Consider the following 16,008-nt stretch of genomic DNA (forward strand, 5'->3'; position numbering starts at 1 on the left):
GACGGTGCAAATTTACAAAATTTATATTAAATGGATTTTTGTGTAGATAAGTTGTTGATTTTCAGTGTGGTTTTGAAATAGTATTTTCATGATGATTTTTCTCTTATTATGAAAGTTAAGAGAATGGTGATTGGAAAGAAATCTTTATGATAGCTTGTCAAGTTATTTCAGTAAAACGGCAATAATCGCAAGGATAGCGGGTAATGCCTGAACGAAAAATATTTTTTTAGTGGCAGAAATGGCTCCATAGATTCCGGCCACAGCTACACATCCTAAAAAGAATAATGCCACATTGGTCTGCCATTGCGGATCTTTAATCAAAAATGACCAGATCAGTCCTGCAGCCAGAAAACCATTGTAAAGCCCCTGATTGGCAGCAAGTCCTTTCGTCGGTTTAAACATCTCCGCAGGCAAAGCTGCTTTAAAAACTTCTTTTCCTTTGGTTTCCCAGGCAAACATTTCCATCCAAAGGATATAAAGGTGTTCCAGTGCAACAACAGCGGTCAGAATTTTAGCAACGATTTCCATGATTCAATATTTTTCTCATTGTAAAACTAAAAAAATAAAGTTAAGTTTGAGTATTAATTCTTACAATGGATCCATTCAAAGCACATTTAAATAAATTCATTACCGTAACCGATGAGGAGTATACTTCTATTGTATCATTTTTCAAGGTGATGGAGGTAAAGAAGAAGCAGAATCTGATGCTTGAGGGAGAGATATGCCGGAATATGTTTTTTGTGGTAAAGGGCTGTCTGAGGAAATTCTTTATCAACGAAAAAGGAGTGGAGAATACCACTCAGTTTGCCATTGAAAACTGGTGGATTACGGATACATTTGCGTATGAAAGGCAGCAGCAGACGGATTTTAATATTCAGTCGGTGGAGCATTCTACTGTTTTGGTGATTGATTTTAAAAATCAGGAATTATTGTTTGCAAAACATCCTGTAATGGAGCGTTATTTCCGGATTATTTATCAAAGGGCTTACGCCGCTTCAGAAAGAAAACTCCGTTATTTGTCTGAATTTTCAAGAGAAGAACTGTATATCCATTTCAGCACAATGTACCCATGGTTTATTCAAAGGATTCCCCAATATCTTGTTGCTTCGTTTCTCGGATTTACACCGGAGTATTTAAGTGAAATTAAAGCAAAACTACGTTCTTAAACCAGTTTAAGTTTTTTACGGATCATAAGCCGGAAATTTGTCATGCAATTAAAAGCTAATGCAATGACAGATACAAAAAAACAATTTCCGCAACTCTATTTAAGGCTGGCTCTTGCCGTGACGATGCTTTCTGCAGTTGCAGACCGGTTCGGGTTGTGGAGCAAAGAAAATTCGTCATGGGGAAATATGGAAAGCTTTAAAGAATATACAAGACAGCTGACATTTTTTCTTCCGGAATCTTTGAGTACATTTTCAGCATATGCTGCTACCTTTTTGGAAATTCTTTTCCCTTTGATGCTGATTCTTGGATTTAAAACCAGAATTGCAGCGTATGGAAGCAGTATTCTGCTGCTGATTTTTGCAGTATCCATGACCATTGCATCAGGAACAAAAGCCCCGCTGAATTACTCTGTATGGGTGGGAAGTGCTGCTGCACTTTTACTGGCGGTACAACAACATTATTCTTTAAGTATAGATCAATTAACCAAAAAATAATAATATTATGAGCGCAAGATTAAATATTGCAACAGTAGATTCGGCAGCTTACAAAGCGATGATGGGACTGGAAGGGTATTTACAGACTATTTCTTTAACACCTATTCAGAAAGAATTAATTAAAATCAGAGCTTCACAGATCAATAAATGTGCTTTCTGCCTGGATATGCATACAAAAGATGCTATCAAATACGGAGAAAATCCCCAGAGAATCTTTATTCTGAACGGATGGACAGAAGCCAAAGAGTTTTTCACTGAGGAAGAGCTGGCATTGTTGGCTATGACAGAAGAAATTACTCTGATCAGTGAAAAGGGGTTAACTGAAGAAACTTATCAGAAAGCAAAATCTTTCTTTGATGATAACCAGATTGCCCAGATCATCATGGCGATCATAACCATCAATGCCTGGAACAGAATTGCAGTAAGTACTCATCTTCCGATTGCAAAATAGTGAAGTATGGGAGCGGGTAGATGGAAGTCAATGAAGACTGCATAATTTACTGATATTTACTTTATAAAAATGGCCTTTCAAATGTGAAAGGCCGTTTTAGTATAAGAAGCAAAGTGACAATGTAACCTGGTTTGGGTATTAATTCTAAAAATAAATTTTAAGGTTAATTTTATTTTTTAACGCAATTACGTTGTCTCTCTGTTCTTCAAAATTTAGGAAGGTATATTTAATAAATCGCCACAGGATTTACATTCACCTGAGTAGAGCCTACATATAAAGGCTGTCCCAGAACGAATAAAAATTCCCAGATTTTTTGCTTCACCAACGGGCGGCTGTCGATCAGTTCCAGGTTATAGATTCCTTTTTTGGCCAGCATAAACTGGTTGATAGGGAATTCTTCTTTACTTTTTGGGTTAGGATATACTTCAGAAGCCCAGGTATCGCCGCCAAAAGCTACGATTCCCTGATCGGCAAGCCATTTTGCAGCATCCATTCCGATTCCCGGTTCAGTTTCCAGGAATTGCTGGTTGTTTTTACCAATCAATTCAAGCCATCCGGTGTTGAAAAGAACAATATCACCTTTTCTCAGAGTAATTCCTTGTTTCTTTAAAACGGATTGAATGTCTTCTACCGTAAATTCTGTTCCTCCCGGCACAATTGATTTTCCATAATGAGCAGTCATATCAAGCACTACACCACGGGTTACAAAAGGTGGTACTTTTTCAACGCCCAGTTTCTTGACACCTTCTACGGTTACAAAGTCTGCTGCTTTATTTCCGTTATAGTAGGTGTTGTCAATCCCGATGTGCCCGATTCCGTTAAGCTGGGTTCCCACGCCGGTCCATCCGTTGACCAGTTCATCATTGAAGGTGAATTTATTCGGTCCTATGCTTTTTCCGCCCTGTTCTCCGGGTTGAATATTGTATAAATTAAAACTTCTGTGTCTGAAAGCAGGAAGATTTTTATCAATGGGAACGGCAAGCGCCAGCGTTTTACCTTGTTTTACCAGTCCTAATGCCTGTTTGACAACTTCAGGTGTCAATAAATTAGCAGCTCCGATCTCATCTTTTGAGCCATAAGCAGAAGGATACCATGATTGGTCTTCGGGGTTAACGAGGGTCTGAGCGTTTAATGTAATGCTGTTTATAGTCAATAGTGTCGCTAACCCGAACACTTTGATCAGATTATTTTTCATTCTTATAGGGATTGAGGTTAAAAGAAAGGAAGCTGGAAGCTGGGAGAGGGAAGTTCTATTAGTGTATTGATAATTAGGTGGTTTCTATGCACTTTTCTGTATGTGACAAAGAGATTCCTCCTTCTTCGGAATGACAGTTGAAGTTCAATCGTAAACCAATCTATTGGTTATCCGACATCAATAACTTCCTTCTTCCAGCCCCTTTCTTCCAGCTTTATATTATATCTCGCTTAAAGCTGAATTGATGATGTTCAATTCTTCCTGTGAAAGGTCAATAGACATTGCTTTTGCATTTTCAATAGCCTGCTGTGCATTTCTTGCTCCTGCCAATACAACGGTAATGGCTGGTTGTAAAGTTGTCCATCTTAGTACCAGCTGAGAAAGGCTGGCTCCTTTTTCCTGAGCAATAGGTTCTATTTTTTCTAAGAAAGTTTTCACTTTATTCAAATCAAACTGAGAGAAATATCCGTTTCTGTGGTCGTTATCTTTCAATTGGGTTTCCTTAAAATATTTACCGGTTAAAAGACCTCTTTCCATCGGACTGTACACGATAATTCCTGAATTGTTTTCCAAAGAATAAGGAACAAGATCATTTTCAATAGCACGGTTCAACATACTGTAAGAAACCTGGTTGCTGGCAAGCTTTAACGTTCTGTTAGCTTCTTCCATTTGAGCCACGCTGTAATTGCTTACCCCTGCGGCACGGATTTTTCCCTGCTGGATCAATAGTTCCATAGCTTCCATAGTTTCGCAGATTGGGGTAGTGCTGTCCGGCCAGTGAAGCTGTAAAAGGTCGATATAATCCGTCCCTAATCTTTTTAAACTCTCCTCAACTTCCTTGATGATATTTTCTTTTGAAGCCAGTTTATAAACCGGAAGAGTTTTTCCTTCGTCTTCAGCATCAAAGAAAAATTCTCCTTTGCCATTATTGCTTCCGTCCCATACCAATCCGAATTTTGTCAAAAGCTGGATTTTTGAACGGTCTTTACCTTTGATGGCTTCCCCGATCATTTCTTCACTTAGTCCGAAACCATAAAATGGTGCAGTATCGATAGAAGTAACACCGTGATCCAATGATGCGTGAATAGAGTTGATAGAATCCTGCTTTTCATTACCGCCCCACATATTTCCACCGATTGCAAATGCTCCGTGTGTGATTGTTGATAATTCTAAATCAGTATTTCCTAATTTTCTGTATTCCATTTTGTTTTAATTGTTATGTGTAAACCACCCCGTCAAAAATTCTTTGAATTTTCGCCACCCCTCCACTGGAGGGGAATTCTCGCCGTTTCAATGTTGACACTTTTAAGAACTTTTCGATATAAAAAGACTTTAAATATTCTTCTCTGTATTCTGATTAGAAACTTCTTTTTATTTAAGTGTCTGAAGCTTTTGTGACTTTTGTGGTTAAAAATTATTTGTTATTTAATTCCTTTAAAATTGCTTCTCCAACACTCTTTGCAGACTGTGGATTCTGTCCTGTGATCACTCTCTGATCCGTTACCACATGATTCTGCCAAAGCCCTGATTTTTCAAATTTTGCTCCTCTTTCTTTCAGCTTATCTTCCAATAAGAAAGGAACAACGTTTGTTAATTTTACTTCAGATTCCTCTTCATTAGTGAAAGCATTGATTTTCTTGCCGTCTACAAGATATTTTCCATTATTCAGTTTGATATTCACCAAACCTGCGGGACCATGACATACTCCGGCTACAATACCGCCGTTTTCATAGATTTTGGAAGCAATGTCTGCCAGTTCCTGATTATCTGCAAAATCCCACATCGCTCCGTGTCCTCCTGCATAAAAAATGGTTGAGTATTCCTTAGGATTGACTTGTGACGGCGTCATAGAATGGTCAATTTTGTTTTTATATTCCTTGTTCTCCCAGAATTCTTTGTTGACCGGATCTTTCAAATCGAAACCATCTACCGGAGGAGTTCCGCCTTTAGGACTTACAAAGTCAATTTCATATCCTGCTTTGTGCAGAACTTCCCATGGGTGAGAGACTTCGCCCAGATAATATCCTGTATCTTCGCCGGTACTGCCTTTTTTATCATGGCTGGTTACGACAAATAAAATTTTCTTTTTCATATTCTTTGATTTTTTGGTTTGTGCATGTACAAATCCTACTGTAAGGACTGCAAGCATTAAAAACGCTAATTTTTTCATGATTAAATGATATGGGTAGTATAAATCTGTGGTTTCTCCTGAAGCTTTTCTTCAACCAAAGCTCCGAAAGCCTTGATGTAAGGCTGCTGATTATGTTGGGCTAATCCTTCTTCGTTTTTCCAGATTTCGTAGAAAACAAACTCATTTTTGTCTTCAATTCCCTGGTGAAGGCTGTAAAGTTCACAAGCCTCTTCTTTTCTTGTTTCTTTTACCATATTCTGAAGAACTTCAAATACTTCTGCCTGATGTTCTTCTTTAGACTTTATAATCGCTGTAAGATAAATTTTCATAATTAAATAAAATTTTCAATTGAGTTATAGACGGGTTTCCACCCCAGTTCTGTTCTGGCTTTATCTGCGCTGCATATACTGTTAGATGCAAAACCGAAATAGCCGCCTGCAGGCCCGAAATTGTCAACAGCATCCTGTATGCTTAAAGATCTGGCGGGTTGCTGATGATATTTTTTGCTGATGATTTCCGCAATGTTTTTTAAAGATGAGGCTCCGTTTTCTGCATAATAAATGGAACCTTCTTTTGCTTTTTCCAAGGCCAGTACATAAAGATCTGCCAGATCTTCAATATGTAAATTGGACCAGATATTTTCACCTTCGCCAAAATAAACACCATGTCCTTTTTTCTGTGAGAAATTAATCAGAGCAGGGATCTGGATACTGTCTTTTTTTATTCCCAGACCTTCTCCATACACCATGGTAGGAACAATAACGATACTTCTTATATCTTTTTGAACAGATTGAAGTACATAATTATTGATAAGTACCCTTGATGCCATTTCCAGTCTTGGAGTCAAAGGGTAGTCTTCTCTATACACAAAATCACTCCTTCTACCATTTTCTTTACCTCCAAAAATGGCAGATCCTGAAGTAAAAATGAAGGTTTTATGACTTCCCTCCAGAGCTTTGATAAAGTTATCCACAGCATAAGCATCATCGGCAGAATCAGCATTGTGAATGACTGCATCAACACCAGCAACAGCTGTTTTGATAAGGTCTTCATTGTGAATGTTCCCTACAACCGTCTTGATTCCCAATGATTCCAGTTCCTGTACATGGGATTCATTACGGACGAGTCCTGTCACTTCATAATTCCTCTCAAGGAGCTTTTTTGCAATACTGCCGCCAATATAGCCGGTAATACCTGTGATCAGTATTTTTTTCATGATACCAGTTCAGATTTTAATTCTTTTTCAAAAACATTTCTTACATGTTCTCTGTAAAGCTTCATATCGCGCTCTATATTGGCGTTTTTCTCCACATCGTGGAAGTGGAAGCTTTCCATTTTTTCCATAGAAACAAAAGCATTCATTCTGTGGAACCCAAATAACGGACCTTTGTCCACACTTTTTTCATTAAAGAATTCTCCGGGAAGTGTGAAAGCGGTTGCAGGAGCATTCCAGCTTGTAGTCAGCATATATTTTCTGCCACCAAGCATTCCTCCTGTTCCATAATTGATTTCAGGATTCTCAGCTTTTCTACCGTCACTCATATAAATTCCTTTTGCATGACCTGCGGTGAACACTTCATCGATATATCTTTTCAATCCGTTCGGAAGCTGGAACCACCAGATTGGAGTGTGGTAAATAATGTAATCCGCCCATACAAACTTCTGAACTTCTTCATGTTTGTCATAATTTTCGCTTACATTGGTGATCTTTACTTCTACGTTGTCAAATTCTTTAAGAACTGCCAATGTATTTTCTGCGATCGTTTGATTATATTTTCCTCCGGAATGTCCGAAATTCTGTCCTCCGTTGATGATTAGTACTTTTTTCATTTCTTTTATGATTGTTTAAATTTTACTCTGCAAAGTTAGGATGGATGCTTGTATAATAAAAATAATATAATTTATAGAAAAGTATTATTTAAATTATAGTTTGTAGAGTTCAAGGTTTTGGGTTCAAAATTTAAGGTTTTGTATGTGAATGGTGAAAAGTCAATTCGCTTTGCTTGTGAATTTTTATAGGTTCGGGATGTGTGATTGGGGATTGAGTGCAGCCGATTTGTTTGTATGTACAGGTATTTCTAATCAGCAGTTAATCATTCACTATTGACTTTGCGAAGCAAAATTGACGATTGACAATTTACTTTTTTCTCATTTCATGGTAAAATATCATATCATTTCTAAACCGGAATTATGTTGTGACAGGTAAATTTGTTTAACAAATTGAAGGACAATGATACAGATAGCTGTTTTTAGCGATGTGCACGGAAATCTTCCTGCACTAGAAGTGGTATTGAAGGATATTGAAGAGAGAGGAATCAGCCAGAAATTCTGTCTTGGAGATCTTGTAGATTTTGCACCCTGGGGAAATGAAGTGATTGAAAAAATCAGAAGCCTGAACATTCCCTGTTTGATGGGAAATCATGATGAAAGAATTGCTTTTGATATTCCTGTCATTCCTCTTTCAAAGCATTCGGAAGAAGAAACTGAAGCCCGGTTCATTGCAATAGACCATTCTAAAAAGCATATTACAAAACAGAATAAAAAATTTCTCGCTGAACTTCCTTTTCATTTAAAATTAAACTATAAAACAGGTGAAAAACACTGGAATATCCAATTGGTTCATTCAAGCCTTGAAAGTAACGATACCTATCTGTACGAGTCCAAGAATGATGAGATTTTTACGTCTATGCTGAAGAATGCGGACGCTGATCTTATTGTGATGGGACACACTCATTTATCATTTAAAAAACAATTTGAAAATAACTCTTGGGCTGTCAATTGTGGATCTGTAGGACGTTCCAAAGAAGAAAACAGACTGGCTTCTTATCTGGTGCTCACTTTGGATGAAGAAAAAATTACTCCTGAAATTGTACAGTTATCTTATCCGATTGAGGAAACTGCCTGCCAGATAAGGGAAAGCGGAATTCCGGATTATTATGCAGCGTTTCTGGAAAATGAAAATGTATCAATATTATAATTATTTTGTAAATTTGCATCAGAATATTAATAATTAAGTCATGGTTAACTTAGAATGGTATCGTACTTTTAAAGCGATATATAAAACCGGGACATTGACAGGTGCAGCAGATGCCTTATTCATCTCACAGCCGGGAGTAAGCCTGCATTTAAGTTCTTTGGAAGCTTATGTAGGCTATAAACTGTTTGACAGAACCGGTAGAAAAATGATTCCGACAGAAAGAGGGAAGGTGTTGTTCAATGCCGTTGCTGAGCCTCTTACCAGACTGGAAGATGTAGAGAAGAATTTTCAGAAATCTACAGAAAAGCTTACGCCTACAATCAGTGTGGGAATGTGTTTTGAGACTTTTCAGACTACACTGGAACAATATGTTTCATCACTGCCTTTCAATCTGATCATCAGTTTTGGAGAATATCCTGAAATGCTGGATCAGCTGGATAAAGGAATTCTGGATCTTATCATTACTCCTAAAAAAGGTTCTTCCCCCAATATAGAGCATGAAGCCTTCTCTTCCGAGCAGATCATTCTGGTTGGAGGGAAAGATGTAGATACTGCCGCTTTCAGTAAAGTTTTAAAAACAAAAGATGCAGAACAGATAGAGGAGTGGCTGAAGAACGAAAAATGGTACGGAACTACGGGAGATATGGAACACCTTTTCCAGTTCTGGACCTTGAATTTTGGTCATAAGCCGAATTTCCGGCCCAATTATATCGTTCCCAATCTGAATTCAATCATCCGATGTCTGAAAGGAGGAACAGGATTAGCCGTTGTTCCTGACTTCCTATGTAAAAATGACATTGAAGGCGGTGAAGTTAAAATGATCTGGGAAGGAAAGAAAAAGCTGGAAAATACACTGTATTTCGGATGCCGTAAAAAAACGAATTATCAAGCCGAAATAGAACATATTAAAGGCTTATTCCGCCAGGTAATGGGTAAGTAAAACCATATCCCGCATCTGTAAACCGTTTTCAAAAATGGGTAACGGGTAGTTTTCAATAAAGAAATCTTTCCGGATTCCGGTTTTTTTGAAACCGTTTTTCTCATAAAATCTGATCTGTTGGAAGCCGGTATCTGACGTTCCAACGATCAGTGTTTTATAATGATTTTCTCCGGCAATTTCCTTAGCCTTGTTCATCAGGATACTTCCGATTCCTTTGCTTCTGTAGCTTTCAATTACAGCAACATTTTTTATTTCCAGTTCGGTCTCATTGCTTTTACATAATGCCATTACAGCAATATCTTCTATGCCATCATGTAAAAGATAGATATCAGATTTAAAAATATACTGATCAATGGCTTCTTTGGTTTCATCGGCCAATAACAAGAGTTGATAAGGTATTTCCGAATCGGAACTTAATTGATGAAAAATAAAATCTTCCATTTATAAACTCATATGAATAAGCGGATAATCCTTTCCGGAACCATCTTTTTCTGATCTTCCGATTTTTTTGAAACCCATTTTTTCGTAAAAACCAATTGCCTGAGGATTCTGCTCATTAACATCTACTTTGGTCAATCCGGTTTTCTCTTTCATAAACTCATAAAGCTTTTTTCCGTAGCCTTTTCCACGCGTATCATTATGAATAAAAAGCATTTCCAGGTTGCCTTCTGCAACGGATGCAAAACCTTTAGCTTCATGATCTTCAGTAATTAAATAAACATCAAGGTTAGGAAGATAATCCCTTGGAATTACCTCTTTAAAATAGTTGAAGTCTTCTTCTGCAAGAAAATCGTGGGTTGCTTTCACGGCTGATTCCCATATTTCCATAATTCTTGGATAATCTTCTGCATGAGCCAGTCTGATATGTTGTGACATGATTTTTAATTTGAACAAAAATAGTGAAAATTGAGGAGAAGTGCCGGCAGGAGAGAAAATTTGAGGATGGAAGATGGAAGATGGAAGATGGAAGATGGAAGATGGAAGGTAGAAGGTAGAATTGTAAAGGGTTGGTTTTATCAACTACTCATTCCCCTTACTTGAAGGGGTGGATTTTTGCAAAGCAAAAAGACGGGGTAGTTTATACATCATATTAAAAACCTTATGAATAAGAATCTTTTAACAGAAACAGTAAAAATGGTAGGCCGGATTTTCAATTTTTTATTGCAAATTTGTTTATCACTTTATATTAATCATTAAAATAAAGACTTATGCAAAAGAAAACCTATCCAGGACAGCCTGTGGTAACTTTAAATAATGGAGTGGATATTCCGGCTTTAGGCTTTGGGGTATGGCAGATGGATGATCTGAAAGAATGTGAAAATGCAGTCATCAAAGCTATTCAGACAGGATACAGAATGATTGATACTGCTGCTATTTACCAGAATGAAACAGCAGTAGGTGCTGCGGTAAAAAATAGCGGAGTAGACAGGGATGAACTGTTTATTACATCAAAAGTCTGGGTTCAGGATCACGGATATGAAAAAGCGAAAAGGGCTTTTCAGAGAACATTAGACAGATTACAGATGGATTATCTTGATATGTATCTCATCCATTGGCCTTATGGAGATTTTCTGGGAACGTGGAAAGCTTTGGAAGAACTCTATCAGGAGGGGAAAATCAAAGCTATCGGAGTATGTAATTTTACGGTTGAGAAACTGGAAGAATTGAAAGCCAATTCAACAGTTTTACCGGTAATCAACCAGATTGAACTGCATCCTGTATTCCAGCAAAAAGAACTGCAGGTATATGACAGGGAAAACAATATTATAACACAGCCGTGGAGCCCGCTTGGAAATGGTAATGCGAATCTTTTAAGCAATCCTGATCTGAAAGCAATTGCTGAAAAATATGGTAAAACCGTAGCACAGGTCATTCTGAGATGGCATCTGCAGGAAGGATTTGTGGTGATTCCAAAATCTGTGACTCCATCAAGAATTGAGGAAAACTTTAATGTATTTGATTTTGAACTTACAGAAGATGAAATGAATGTTGTTCGTAGCTTAGATACGGGAAAAAGATTATTCTTTGATCCGAAAGATCCTGCGTGGGAACAAAAGATGCTAAATTCTGTAGCGGATATATAATAAAAACCGGAAATTAAGAATATTCCCACAGCTTTCACTATTTCACAGATTACAATCTGTGTTTTCTGTGAAACCTGTGGGAATTGTATTTTCATTCAGGATGAGGAATGTCATATCCTGTTGAAAATGAGCTGTTCCTATTTTTTGTACCTTTTAATTAAAATAATTCTTATGTTTTGGCCGGATACAATCAGTAAAAAGTTGGGAATAAAATATCCTGTAATTCAGGCTCCGATGTTTGGAGTCAGCACGGTACAAATGGCTGTAGCAGCGGCTCAGGCAGGCTGTCTTGGGTCATTGGCATTGGCTGATCTTTCTGCGGATCAATCTGTTGAGTTGATCAGAGAGACAAAAAAACTGACAGATAAGCCTTTTGCTGCCAATATTTTTGTCCATTACATTCCTGCAGTGACAGATGCTTTAAAAGAAAAATATAGTAAAACCAGGCAGTTTATAGAACAACTGGCCAGAGAAAATAGTATACAAGTACAGCTTCCGGACCTAGATGCGATCGGTATTAACAGTTATCATGAACAGGTGGATGCCATTATTCAGGAAGGATGCAAGATTCTGAGTTTTACATTTGGAAATCTTGATGATCAGAGTATTCAGAAATTAAAAGAAAACGGAGTAACCCTTATCGGGACATGTACTTCTGTAAATGAAGCTTTAATGCTTGAAAAATCCGGTATTGATATCATTTGTGTTCAGGGAATAGAAGCCGGCGGTCACAGAGGAAGTTTCGAAGCAGAAGATATTCCGCAGATCGGAGGTCTATCTTTATTGTCGCAGATATATGATCAGGTAAATGTTCCTTTGATCTATGCAGGAGGAATCTATGGCTCAAGAACATTGCAGGCTGTTAAAGATTTAGGGGCACAGGGCTTTCAGGTTGGTAACCTTCTACTAGCTTCTCAGGAAAGTGCCTTACTGCCATTTGAAAAAGAAAGATTGAAAAAAGTAAGAGAAGAAGAAATTGTTCTAACGAAGAGCTTCTCCGGGAGATATGCCAGGGGAGTAAAAAATAAATTTATAGAAACTGTTGAAAACTCGGAATATATTTTACCATATCCTTATCAGAACAAACTCACCAATGCGTTACGAAAAGCAGCAAAATCACTGCAAAATCCGGAGTTTGTAGGAATCTGGGTCGGACAATCCATTCATCAGTATAGTGAACGTTCTACAGAAGAGATTCTGAAACATTTAATCAGCCAGTGTGAAAAAGATAAATGCTAACAAAAAAGCTTCAGAAATATGATCTGAAGCTTTTTTATTAGTTATTTTGTTAAATCCAATCCGCCAAAGTTTCCGGAACTCATCATTAAATAAACACCATCCGTTTTATCTAATGTATTCCAGTAGGCATGAAGATCTTCAGCATTAGTGAAAACTTTTAAATGATCATTTCTGAATTTTTCCTTGATGAATTCAGGAGAAATAGGCTCCATTCTTTTAATCTTCAAAGCATCTTCAGAATAGAAAACCACTGCCTCGTCCAGACCATCCATAGCGTGGTCATACTGTTCAAGGAAAGCAGGATTTAGGCTTGAATAGGTGTGAAGCTCCAGAAATCCATATTTCTTATCAGTTTTAAACTGTTCTACGAATGCTTTTACAGCAGCTTTTACCTTACTTGGTGCATGGGCAAAATCTTTGTAAAGGATTCCTTTATCTTCTCTTTCCACTTTTTCAAGACGCTTGGAGGCGCCTTTAAAGCTCATAATAGCCTCATAGAAATCTTCATCCATGATGCCGAGCTGCTGGCAGATATGTCTTGCTCCTTCAAGGTTTAACAGATTATGCGCTCCAAAAACAGAAAGCGGAACATCTCCCATTTCAGTTTTTAGATATACTTTACCGTTGCTGATTTCATATTCAGGAGTTTTGTATGGGATCTTTCTGAAATAATTTTCAGCATTTTCCACTACTTTCACTACTTCCGGGTCTTCTTCATTGTATACGAGAACTCCGCCTGCAGTAATGCTTGCCACAAACTTTCTGAACTGCTCAATATAATCATCAAAAGTTTTGAATACATTGATGTGATCCCATGCAATTCCGCTCATTAAAGCAATATTCGGCTGATACAGTAAAAATTTTGAGCGCAGGTCAATAGGAGAGGAAAGATATTCGTCACCTTCCAGCACCATGAAGTCATTATCCTGCGTCAGTTTTACCATACAGTCAAAACCTTCAAGCTGCGCGCCAACCATAAAATCCACATCTTTCCGGTGAAAATTCAGCACATGAAGAATCATTGAGGTAATGGTTGTTTTACCATGTGATCCTGCAATAACAACTCTGGTTTTATTTTTAGACTGTTCGTAAAGGAATTCCGGATAAGAATATATTTTCAGGCCCAGTTCTTTAGCTCTTGCCAGCTCAGGGTTATCCTGGTGTGCATGCATCCCGAGAATCACAGCATCAATATCCGGAGTGATCTTCTCCGGGAACCAGCCCATTTCCCGGGGCATTATTCCTTTCTTTTCCAGTCGGGATTTTGAAGGTTCAAAAATAGCATCATCGGAACCGGTTACCTGATATCCTTTGTCTTTTAATGCGATGGCAAGATTATGCATGGCGCTTCCGCCAATGGCAATAAAGTGGGTTTTCAATTGTCTTTACTGTTTTTTAACATTAATATTAATGATCTGCTGGAAAGCCTCAAGAATATTGTTCCAGTTGGTCTGGTAATTCGGAATGATCATACTCGCATCCGTTTTGCTGCCTTCATTGGGACCTCTCTTTACATTGATGGAAGTCGAAATATTGTCATACAATTTTTTACGGTCTTCCTGTATCCTCCTGAAATTATTCTGAGAAAGAACCTGGTCCAGTTTCTTTAAATCTTCATCAGAAATTTTAAAATCCTGTTTGTATTTTTTCCCCTGGCCTTCAAAGGAGTAGTGTGCATTATTCCCTTTTATAAGGAGGTTTTCATAAACAGGAGCATAGCCTCCGCTTTTCGAATAGCTGATATCAAAATCCGAATATACCTTCTGGCTGTTGCATGAAACTAATACTATGATTGCGAATAATATTCCAAGTATTTTGTTCATAATTTTTAATTTACTTAATTATTTGAATCCTTTTGTTCTAATTTTTTAGCTTTAAGTTCTTCATCATAATTGTGTAAAAGATTGAAATCTTCTGTCTGCTCAATGGCAGTCATGATTTTCAACAGAATTTCCGGTGCTTTTTCATTATCATAATCGATATCCAAAGGAGCTTTGAATTCCATCGTAGGTTTTACACCGGTTACCTTTACGCGGAGTCCTTTTTTATCAAAAGCTCTTCTGAATCCGTTTATTTTGATTGGAATCACAATAGGACGCTGATTTTTCACCAATTTGGCCGTTCCTCTTCGTCCCTGTGCAAAAGCTGATGTAGTACCCTGAGGGAAAGTAGCTACCCAGCCATTGTCCAATGCTTTCATAATATTGTCTACCTCACTCATGTCTACCATTCGGTTGACATTTTTTCCTTCGGATCTCCAGGTTCTTTTTACCGTTACAGCTCCTGCAATTTTAAAAATCTTGGGAAGAATACCTTTATTCATGGTTTCTTCGGCAGCAACATAGTAAAAATCGATCTTTGGGTTTAACAGGTAGATCGGGTTTTTTATCGTGTTTAAATATCCGTTATTTACAGCACAGAAAGCATGGTACATCGCTGCTACGTCTGCAAAATAGGTCTGGTGGTTAGACACAAACAATACATTGGAATCCGGAAGATCCACAAGGTGTTCTGTGCCGGTAATCTTCAGTTTATTAAAGCCATTGAACCTTCTGTAGGATACAATACCTAAAATAAAAATAATAAACCTTTTCAAAAAATAAGGTGTTCCGAATGCATCGGTGAAAATATTTTTCTTCGCCATTTCTCAATTAAACACGGTAGTGCAAAGTTACATATTTTTCAGCAACTGGCTGAATTCACTTAATATCATTGCTGTAGCGCCCCAGATAATGTATCCGTTGAAATTAATGACAGGAACTTCATGTCCGCCTGCACTTGGCAGGGCCATAATTTCAGGGGTGTCTGAAAGATTGAGAAAGGATGTGATCGGAAATTCGATTGTTTCCACTGCTTCCGTCTGCTGAAGAACAAAAGCAGGATTTTTTTTAGTATAGGAGATATAAGGATATACGTAAAAATTGCTTGGCGGAATGTAAATAGGAGACATTTCTCTGATGATTCTTACATAATGCTTGTCTATCCCTATTTCTTCAGAGGTTTCCCGAACCGCAGTTTCTGCAAAGTCTCTGTCCATTTCCTCACGCTTTCCTCCGGGCAGTGATATCTGTCCGCTGTGTCTGTCGTGCTCGTTAATAGTTCTTTGAATCAATGGAAAATACCACTCGTTGTCTTTCAGATACAGAACAATATTGACTGCTGCAAATTTGGGATTCTTTGCCAATACTTCATCATAAGTAAAAACAGGACGGTAGGGAGGTGAGAAGACTCCATGTGCGTGCTCACCGGGAAGTTCCACACTTTTTATTTTTCTCAATAAATCTTTTCCAAAATTTTCCATAACTCAAATTTAGCAATATATCTTGAAGA

At 37.7% G+C, this 16,008-nt stretch carries 20 protein-coding genes; 7 read left to right on the forward strand and 13 right to left on the reverse strand.

The window, feature by feature from the left end; all coding sequences use genetic code 11:
- Positions 1–162: 162 nt before the first annotated feature.
- The gene (locus EL165_RS21520) at positions 163–528 is read right to left on the reverse strand and encodes a DUF1304 domain-containing protein (protein WP_002984280.1); all 366 of its coding nucleotides are present in this window, start codon (positions 526–528) and stop codon (positions 163–165) included.
- A 65-nt stretch (positions 529–593) separates the two neighbouring features.
- Here EL165_RS21520 and EL165_RS21525 point away from each other — a divergent pair, with 65 nt between their 5' ends.
- From EL165_RS21525 to EL165_RS21535, 3 genes are all read left to right on the forward strand, one after another.
- Positions 594–1,166: a Crp/Fnr family transcriptional regulator gene (locus EL165_RS21525; RefSeq protein WP_002984277.1), complete on the forward strand. Its 573-nt coding sequence runs from the start codon at positions 594–596 to the stop codon at positions 1,164–1,166.
- A gap of 63 nt (positions 1,167–1,229) precedes the next feature.
- A complete protein-coding gene (locus tag EL165_RS21530) occupies positions 1,230–1,661 on the forward strand; it encodes a DoxX family protein (protein WP_228370587.1) in 432 nt (143 codons plus the stop codon).
- Positions 1,662–1,668: 7 nt separating this feature from the next.
- Entirely contained in the window at positions 1,669–2,112 is a 444-nt protein-coding gene (locus EL165_RS21535) for a carboxymuconolactone decarboxylase family protein (RefSeq protein ID WP_002984271.1), read from the forward strand.
- Positions 2,113–2,338: 226 nt separating this feature from the next.
- Here EL165_RS21535 and EL165_RS21540 read toward each other — a convergent pair whose 3' ends face one another.
- The 6 genes from EL165_RS21540 to EL165_RS21565 all read right to left on the reverse strand — a co-directional run bounded on the left by EL165_RS21540 (position 2,339) and on the right by EL165_RS21565 (position 7,268).
- Positions 2,339–3,307, reverse strand: a complete 969-nt coding sequence (locus EL165_RS21540; protein WP_002984268.1) for a cyclase family protein — start codon at positions 3,305–3,307, stop codon at positions 2,339–2,341.
- Positions 3,308–3,526: 219 nt separating this feature from the next.
- Positions 3,527–4,510: an aldo/keto reductase gene (locus tag EL165_RS21545; RefSeq protein ID WP_002984264.1), complete on the reverse strand. Its 984-nt coding sequence runs from the start codon at positions 4,508–4,510 to the stop codon at positions 3,527–3,529.
- Between the two features lie 211 nt (positions 4,511–4,721).
- A complete protein-coding gene (locus EL165_RS21550) occupies positions 4,722–5,477 on the reverse strand; it encodes a type 1 glutamine amidotransferase domain-containing protein (RefSeq protein WP_002984261.1) in 756 nt (251 codons plus the stop codon).
- A 2-nt stretch (positions 5,478–5,479) separates the two neighbouring features.
- Positions 5,480–5,767 carry a putative quinol monooxygenase gene (locus tag EL165_RS21555; protein ID WP_002984257.1) on the reverse strand — a complete coding sequence of 96 codons (288 nt, stop codon included), beginning with the start codon at positions 5,765–5,767 and terminating at the stop codon, positions 5,480–5,482.
- 2 nt (positions 5,768–5,769) lie between these two features.
- Entirely contained in the window at positions 5,770–6,654 is an 885-nt protein-coding gene (locus EL165_RS21560) for an NAD-dependent epimerase/dehydratase family protein (protein WP_002984254.1), read from the reverse strand.
- On the reverse strand, positions 6,651–7,268 hold the full coding sequence (locus EL165_RS21565) for an NAD(P)H-dependent oxidoreductase (RefSeq protein ID WP_002984252.1): 618 nt from the start codon (positions 7,266–7,268) through the stop codon (positions 6,651–6,653). The genes EL165_RS21560 and EL165_RS21565 overlap by 4 nt, the downstream gene beginning before the upstream one ends.
- A 400-nt stretch (positions 7,269–7,668) precedes the next feature.
- Here EL165_RS21565 and EL165_RS21570 point away from each other — a divergent pair, with 400 nt between their 5' ends.
- Positions 7,669–8,415: a metallophosphoesterase family protein gene (locus EL165_RS21570; RefSeq protein ID WP_002984248.1), complete on the forward strand. Its 747-nt coding sequence runs from the start codon at positions 7,669–7,671 to the stop codon at positions 8,413–8,415.
- A gap of 40 nt (positions 8,416–8,455) precedes the next feature.
- Positions 8,456–9,355 (forward strand): LysR family transcriptional regulator, encoded by a 900-nt coding sequence (locus EL165_RS21575; RefSeq protein WP_002984245.1) that lies wholly within the window; start codon positions 8,456–8,458, stop codon positions 9,353–9,355.
- Here EL165_RS21575 and EL165_RS21580 read toward each other — a convergent pair.
- On the reverse strand, positions 9,329–9,796 hold the full coding sequence (locus EL165_RS21580) for a GNAT family N-acetyltransferase (protein WP_002984243.1): 468 nt from the start codon (positions 9,794–9,796) through the stop codon (positions 9,329–9,331). The genes EL165_RS21575 and EL165_RS21580 overlap by 27 nt on opposite strands.
- Positions 9,797–10,231, reverse strand: a complete 435-nt coding sequence (locus tag EL165_RS21585; RefSeq protein WP_002984241.1) for a GNAT family N-acetyltransferase — start codon at positions 10,229–10,231, stop codon at positions 9,797–9,799. It abuts the gene before it with no gap.
- 332 nt (positions 10,232–10,563) lie between these two features.
- Between EL165_RS21585 and EL165_RS21590 the strand changes: the two genes are divergently transcribed.
- Both EL165_RS21590 and EL165_RS21595 read left to right on the forward strand, forming a co-directional pair.
- Positions 10,564–11,439, forward strand: a complete 876-nt coding sequence (locus EL165_RS21590; protein ID WP_002984238.1) for an aldo/keto reductase — start codon at positions 10,564–10,566, stop codon at positions 11,437–11,439.
- A gap of 171 nt (positions 11,440–11,610) precedes the next feature.
- The gene (locus tag EL165_RS21595) at positions 11,611–12,678 is read left to right on the forward strand and encodes an NAD(P)H-dependent flavin oxidoreductase (RefSeq protein WP_002984237.1); all 1,068 of its coding nucleotides are present in this window, start codon (positions 11,611–11,613) and stop codon (positions 12,676–12,678) included.
- A gap of 41 nt (positions 12,679–12,719) precedes the next feature.
- On the opposite strand, the gene EL165_RS21600 is transcribed toward EL165_RS21595, so the two are convergent.
- From EL165_RS21600 to EL165_RS21615, 4 genes are read right to left on the reverse strand one after another with little or no spacing between them, the layout of a single operon-like run.
- The gene (locus EL165_RS21600) at positions 12,720–14,057 is read right to left on the reverse strand and encodes a UDP-N-acetylmuramate--L-alanine ligase (RefSeq protein WP_002984235.1); all 1,338 of its coding nucleotides are present in this window, start codon (positions 14,055–14,057) and stop codon (positions 12,720–12,722) included.
- Between the two features lie 6 nt (positions 14,058–14,063).
- On the reverse strand, positions 14,064–14,501 hold the full coding sequence (locus EL165_RS21605) for a hypothetical protein (protein WP_002984232.1): 438 nt from the start codon (positions 14,499–14,501) through the stop codon (positions 14,064–14,066).
- Between the two features lie 14 nt (positions 14,502–14,515).
- Positions 14,516–15,322 (reverse strand): lysophospholipid acyltransferase family protein, encoded by an 807-nt coding sequence (locus EL165_RS21610; RefSeq protein WP_002984229.1) that lies wholly within the window; start codon positions 15,320–15,322, stop codon positions 14,516–14,518.
- A gap of 27 nt (positions 15,323–15,349) precedes the next feature.
- Positions 15,350–15,979 (reverse strand): NUDIX hydrolase, encoded by a 630-nt coding sequence (locus tag EL165_RS21615; protein ID WP_002984226.1) that lies wholly within the window; start codon positions 15,977–15,979, stop codon positions 15,350–15,352.
- Between the last annotated feature and the right edge of the window lie 29 nt (positions 15,980–16,008).

Origin of the sequence: Chryseobacterium gleum (genome assembly GCF_900636535.1) — a bacterium.
Classification (GTDB): domain Bacteria; phylum Bacteroidota; class Bacteroidia; order Flavobacteriales; family Weeksellaceae; genus Chryseobacterium; species Chryseobacterium gleum.

What these genes read in the sequence shown, in the direction of transcription:
- EL165_RS21580 (WP_002984243.1), bottom strand. Translation starts at nt 9,796, where the DNA reads ATGGAAGATTTTATTTTTCATCAATTAAGTTCCGATTCGGAAATACCT.
- EL165_RS21575 (WP_002984245.1), top strand. Translation starts at nt 8,456, where the DNA reads ATGGTTAACTTAGAATGGTATCGTACTTTTAAAGCGATATATAAAACC.
- EL165_RS21550 (WP_002984261.1), bottom strand. Translation starts at nt 5,477, where the DNA reads ATGAAAAAATTAGCGTTTTTAATGCTTGCAGTCCTTACAGTAGGATTT.
- EL165_RS21595 (WP_002984237.1), top strand. Translation starts at nt 11,611, where the DNA reads ATGTTTTGGCCGGATACAATCAGTAAAAAGTTGGGAATAAAATATCCT.
- EL165_RS21525 (WP_002984277.1), top strand. Translation starts at nt 594, where the DNA reads ATGGATCCATTCAAAGCACATTTAAATAAATTCATTACCGTAACCGAT.
- EL165_RS21535 (WP_002984271.1), top strand. Translation starts at nt 1,669, where the DNA reads ATGAGCGCAAGATTAAATATTGCAACAGTAGATTCGGCAGCTTACAAA.
- EL165_RS21530 (WP_228370587.1), top strand. Translation starts at nt 1,230, where the DNA reads ATGACAGATACAAAAAAACAATTTCCGCAACTCTATTTAAGGCTGGCT.
- EL165_RS21610 (WP_002984229.1), bottom strand. Translation starts at nt 15,322, where the DNA reads ATGGCGAAGAAAAATATTTTCACCGATGCATTCGGAACACCTTATTTT.
- EL165_RS21520 (WP_002984280.1), bottom strand. Translation starts at nt 528, where the DNA reads ATGGAAATCGTTGCTAAAATTCTGACCGCTGTTGTTGCACTGGAACAC.
- EL165_RS21545 (WP_002984264.1), bottom strand. Translation starts at nt 4,510, where the DNA reads ATGGAATACAGAAAATTAGGAAATACTGATTTAGAATTATCAACAATC.
- EL165_RS21570 (WP_002984248.1), top strand. Translation starts at nt 7,669, where the DNA reads ATGATACAGATAGCTGTTTTTAGCGATGTGCACGGAAATCTTCCTGCA.
- EL165_RS21590 (WP_002984238.1), top strand. Translation starts at nt 10,564, where the DNA reads ATGCAAAAGAAAACCTATCCAGGACAGCCTGTGGTAACTTTAAATAAT.
- EL165_RS21615 (WP_002984226.1), bottom strand. Translation starts at nt 15,979, where the DNA reads ATGGAAAATTTTGGAAAAGATTTATTGAGAAAAATAAAAAGTGTGGAA.
- EL165_RS21565 (WP_002984252.1), bottom strand. Translation starts at nt 7,268, where the DNA reads ATGAAAAAAGTACTAATCATCAACGGAGGACAGAATTTCGGACATTCC.
- EL165_RS21560 (WP_002984254.1), bottom strand. Translation starts at nt 6,654, where the DNA reads ATGAAAAAAATACTGATCACAGGTATTACCGGCTATATTGGCGGCAGT.
- EL165_RS21555 (WP_002984257.1), bottom strand. Translation starts at nt 5,767, where the DNA reads ATGAAAATTTATCTTACAGCGATTATAAAGTCTAAAGAAGAACATCAG.
- EL165_RS21540 (WP_002984268.1), bottom strand. Translation starts at nt 3,307, where the DNA reads ATGAAAAATAATCTGATCAAAGTGTTCGGGTTAGCGACACTATTGACT.
- EL165_RS21605 (WP_002984232.1), bottom strand. Translation starts at nt 14,501, where the DNA reads ATGAACAAAATACTTGGAATATTATTCGCAATCATAGTATTAGTTTCA.
- EL165_RS21585 (WP_002984241.1), bottom strand. Translation starts at nt 10,231, where the DNA reads ATGTCACAACATATCAGACTGGCTCATGCAGAAGATTATCCAAGAATT.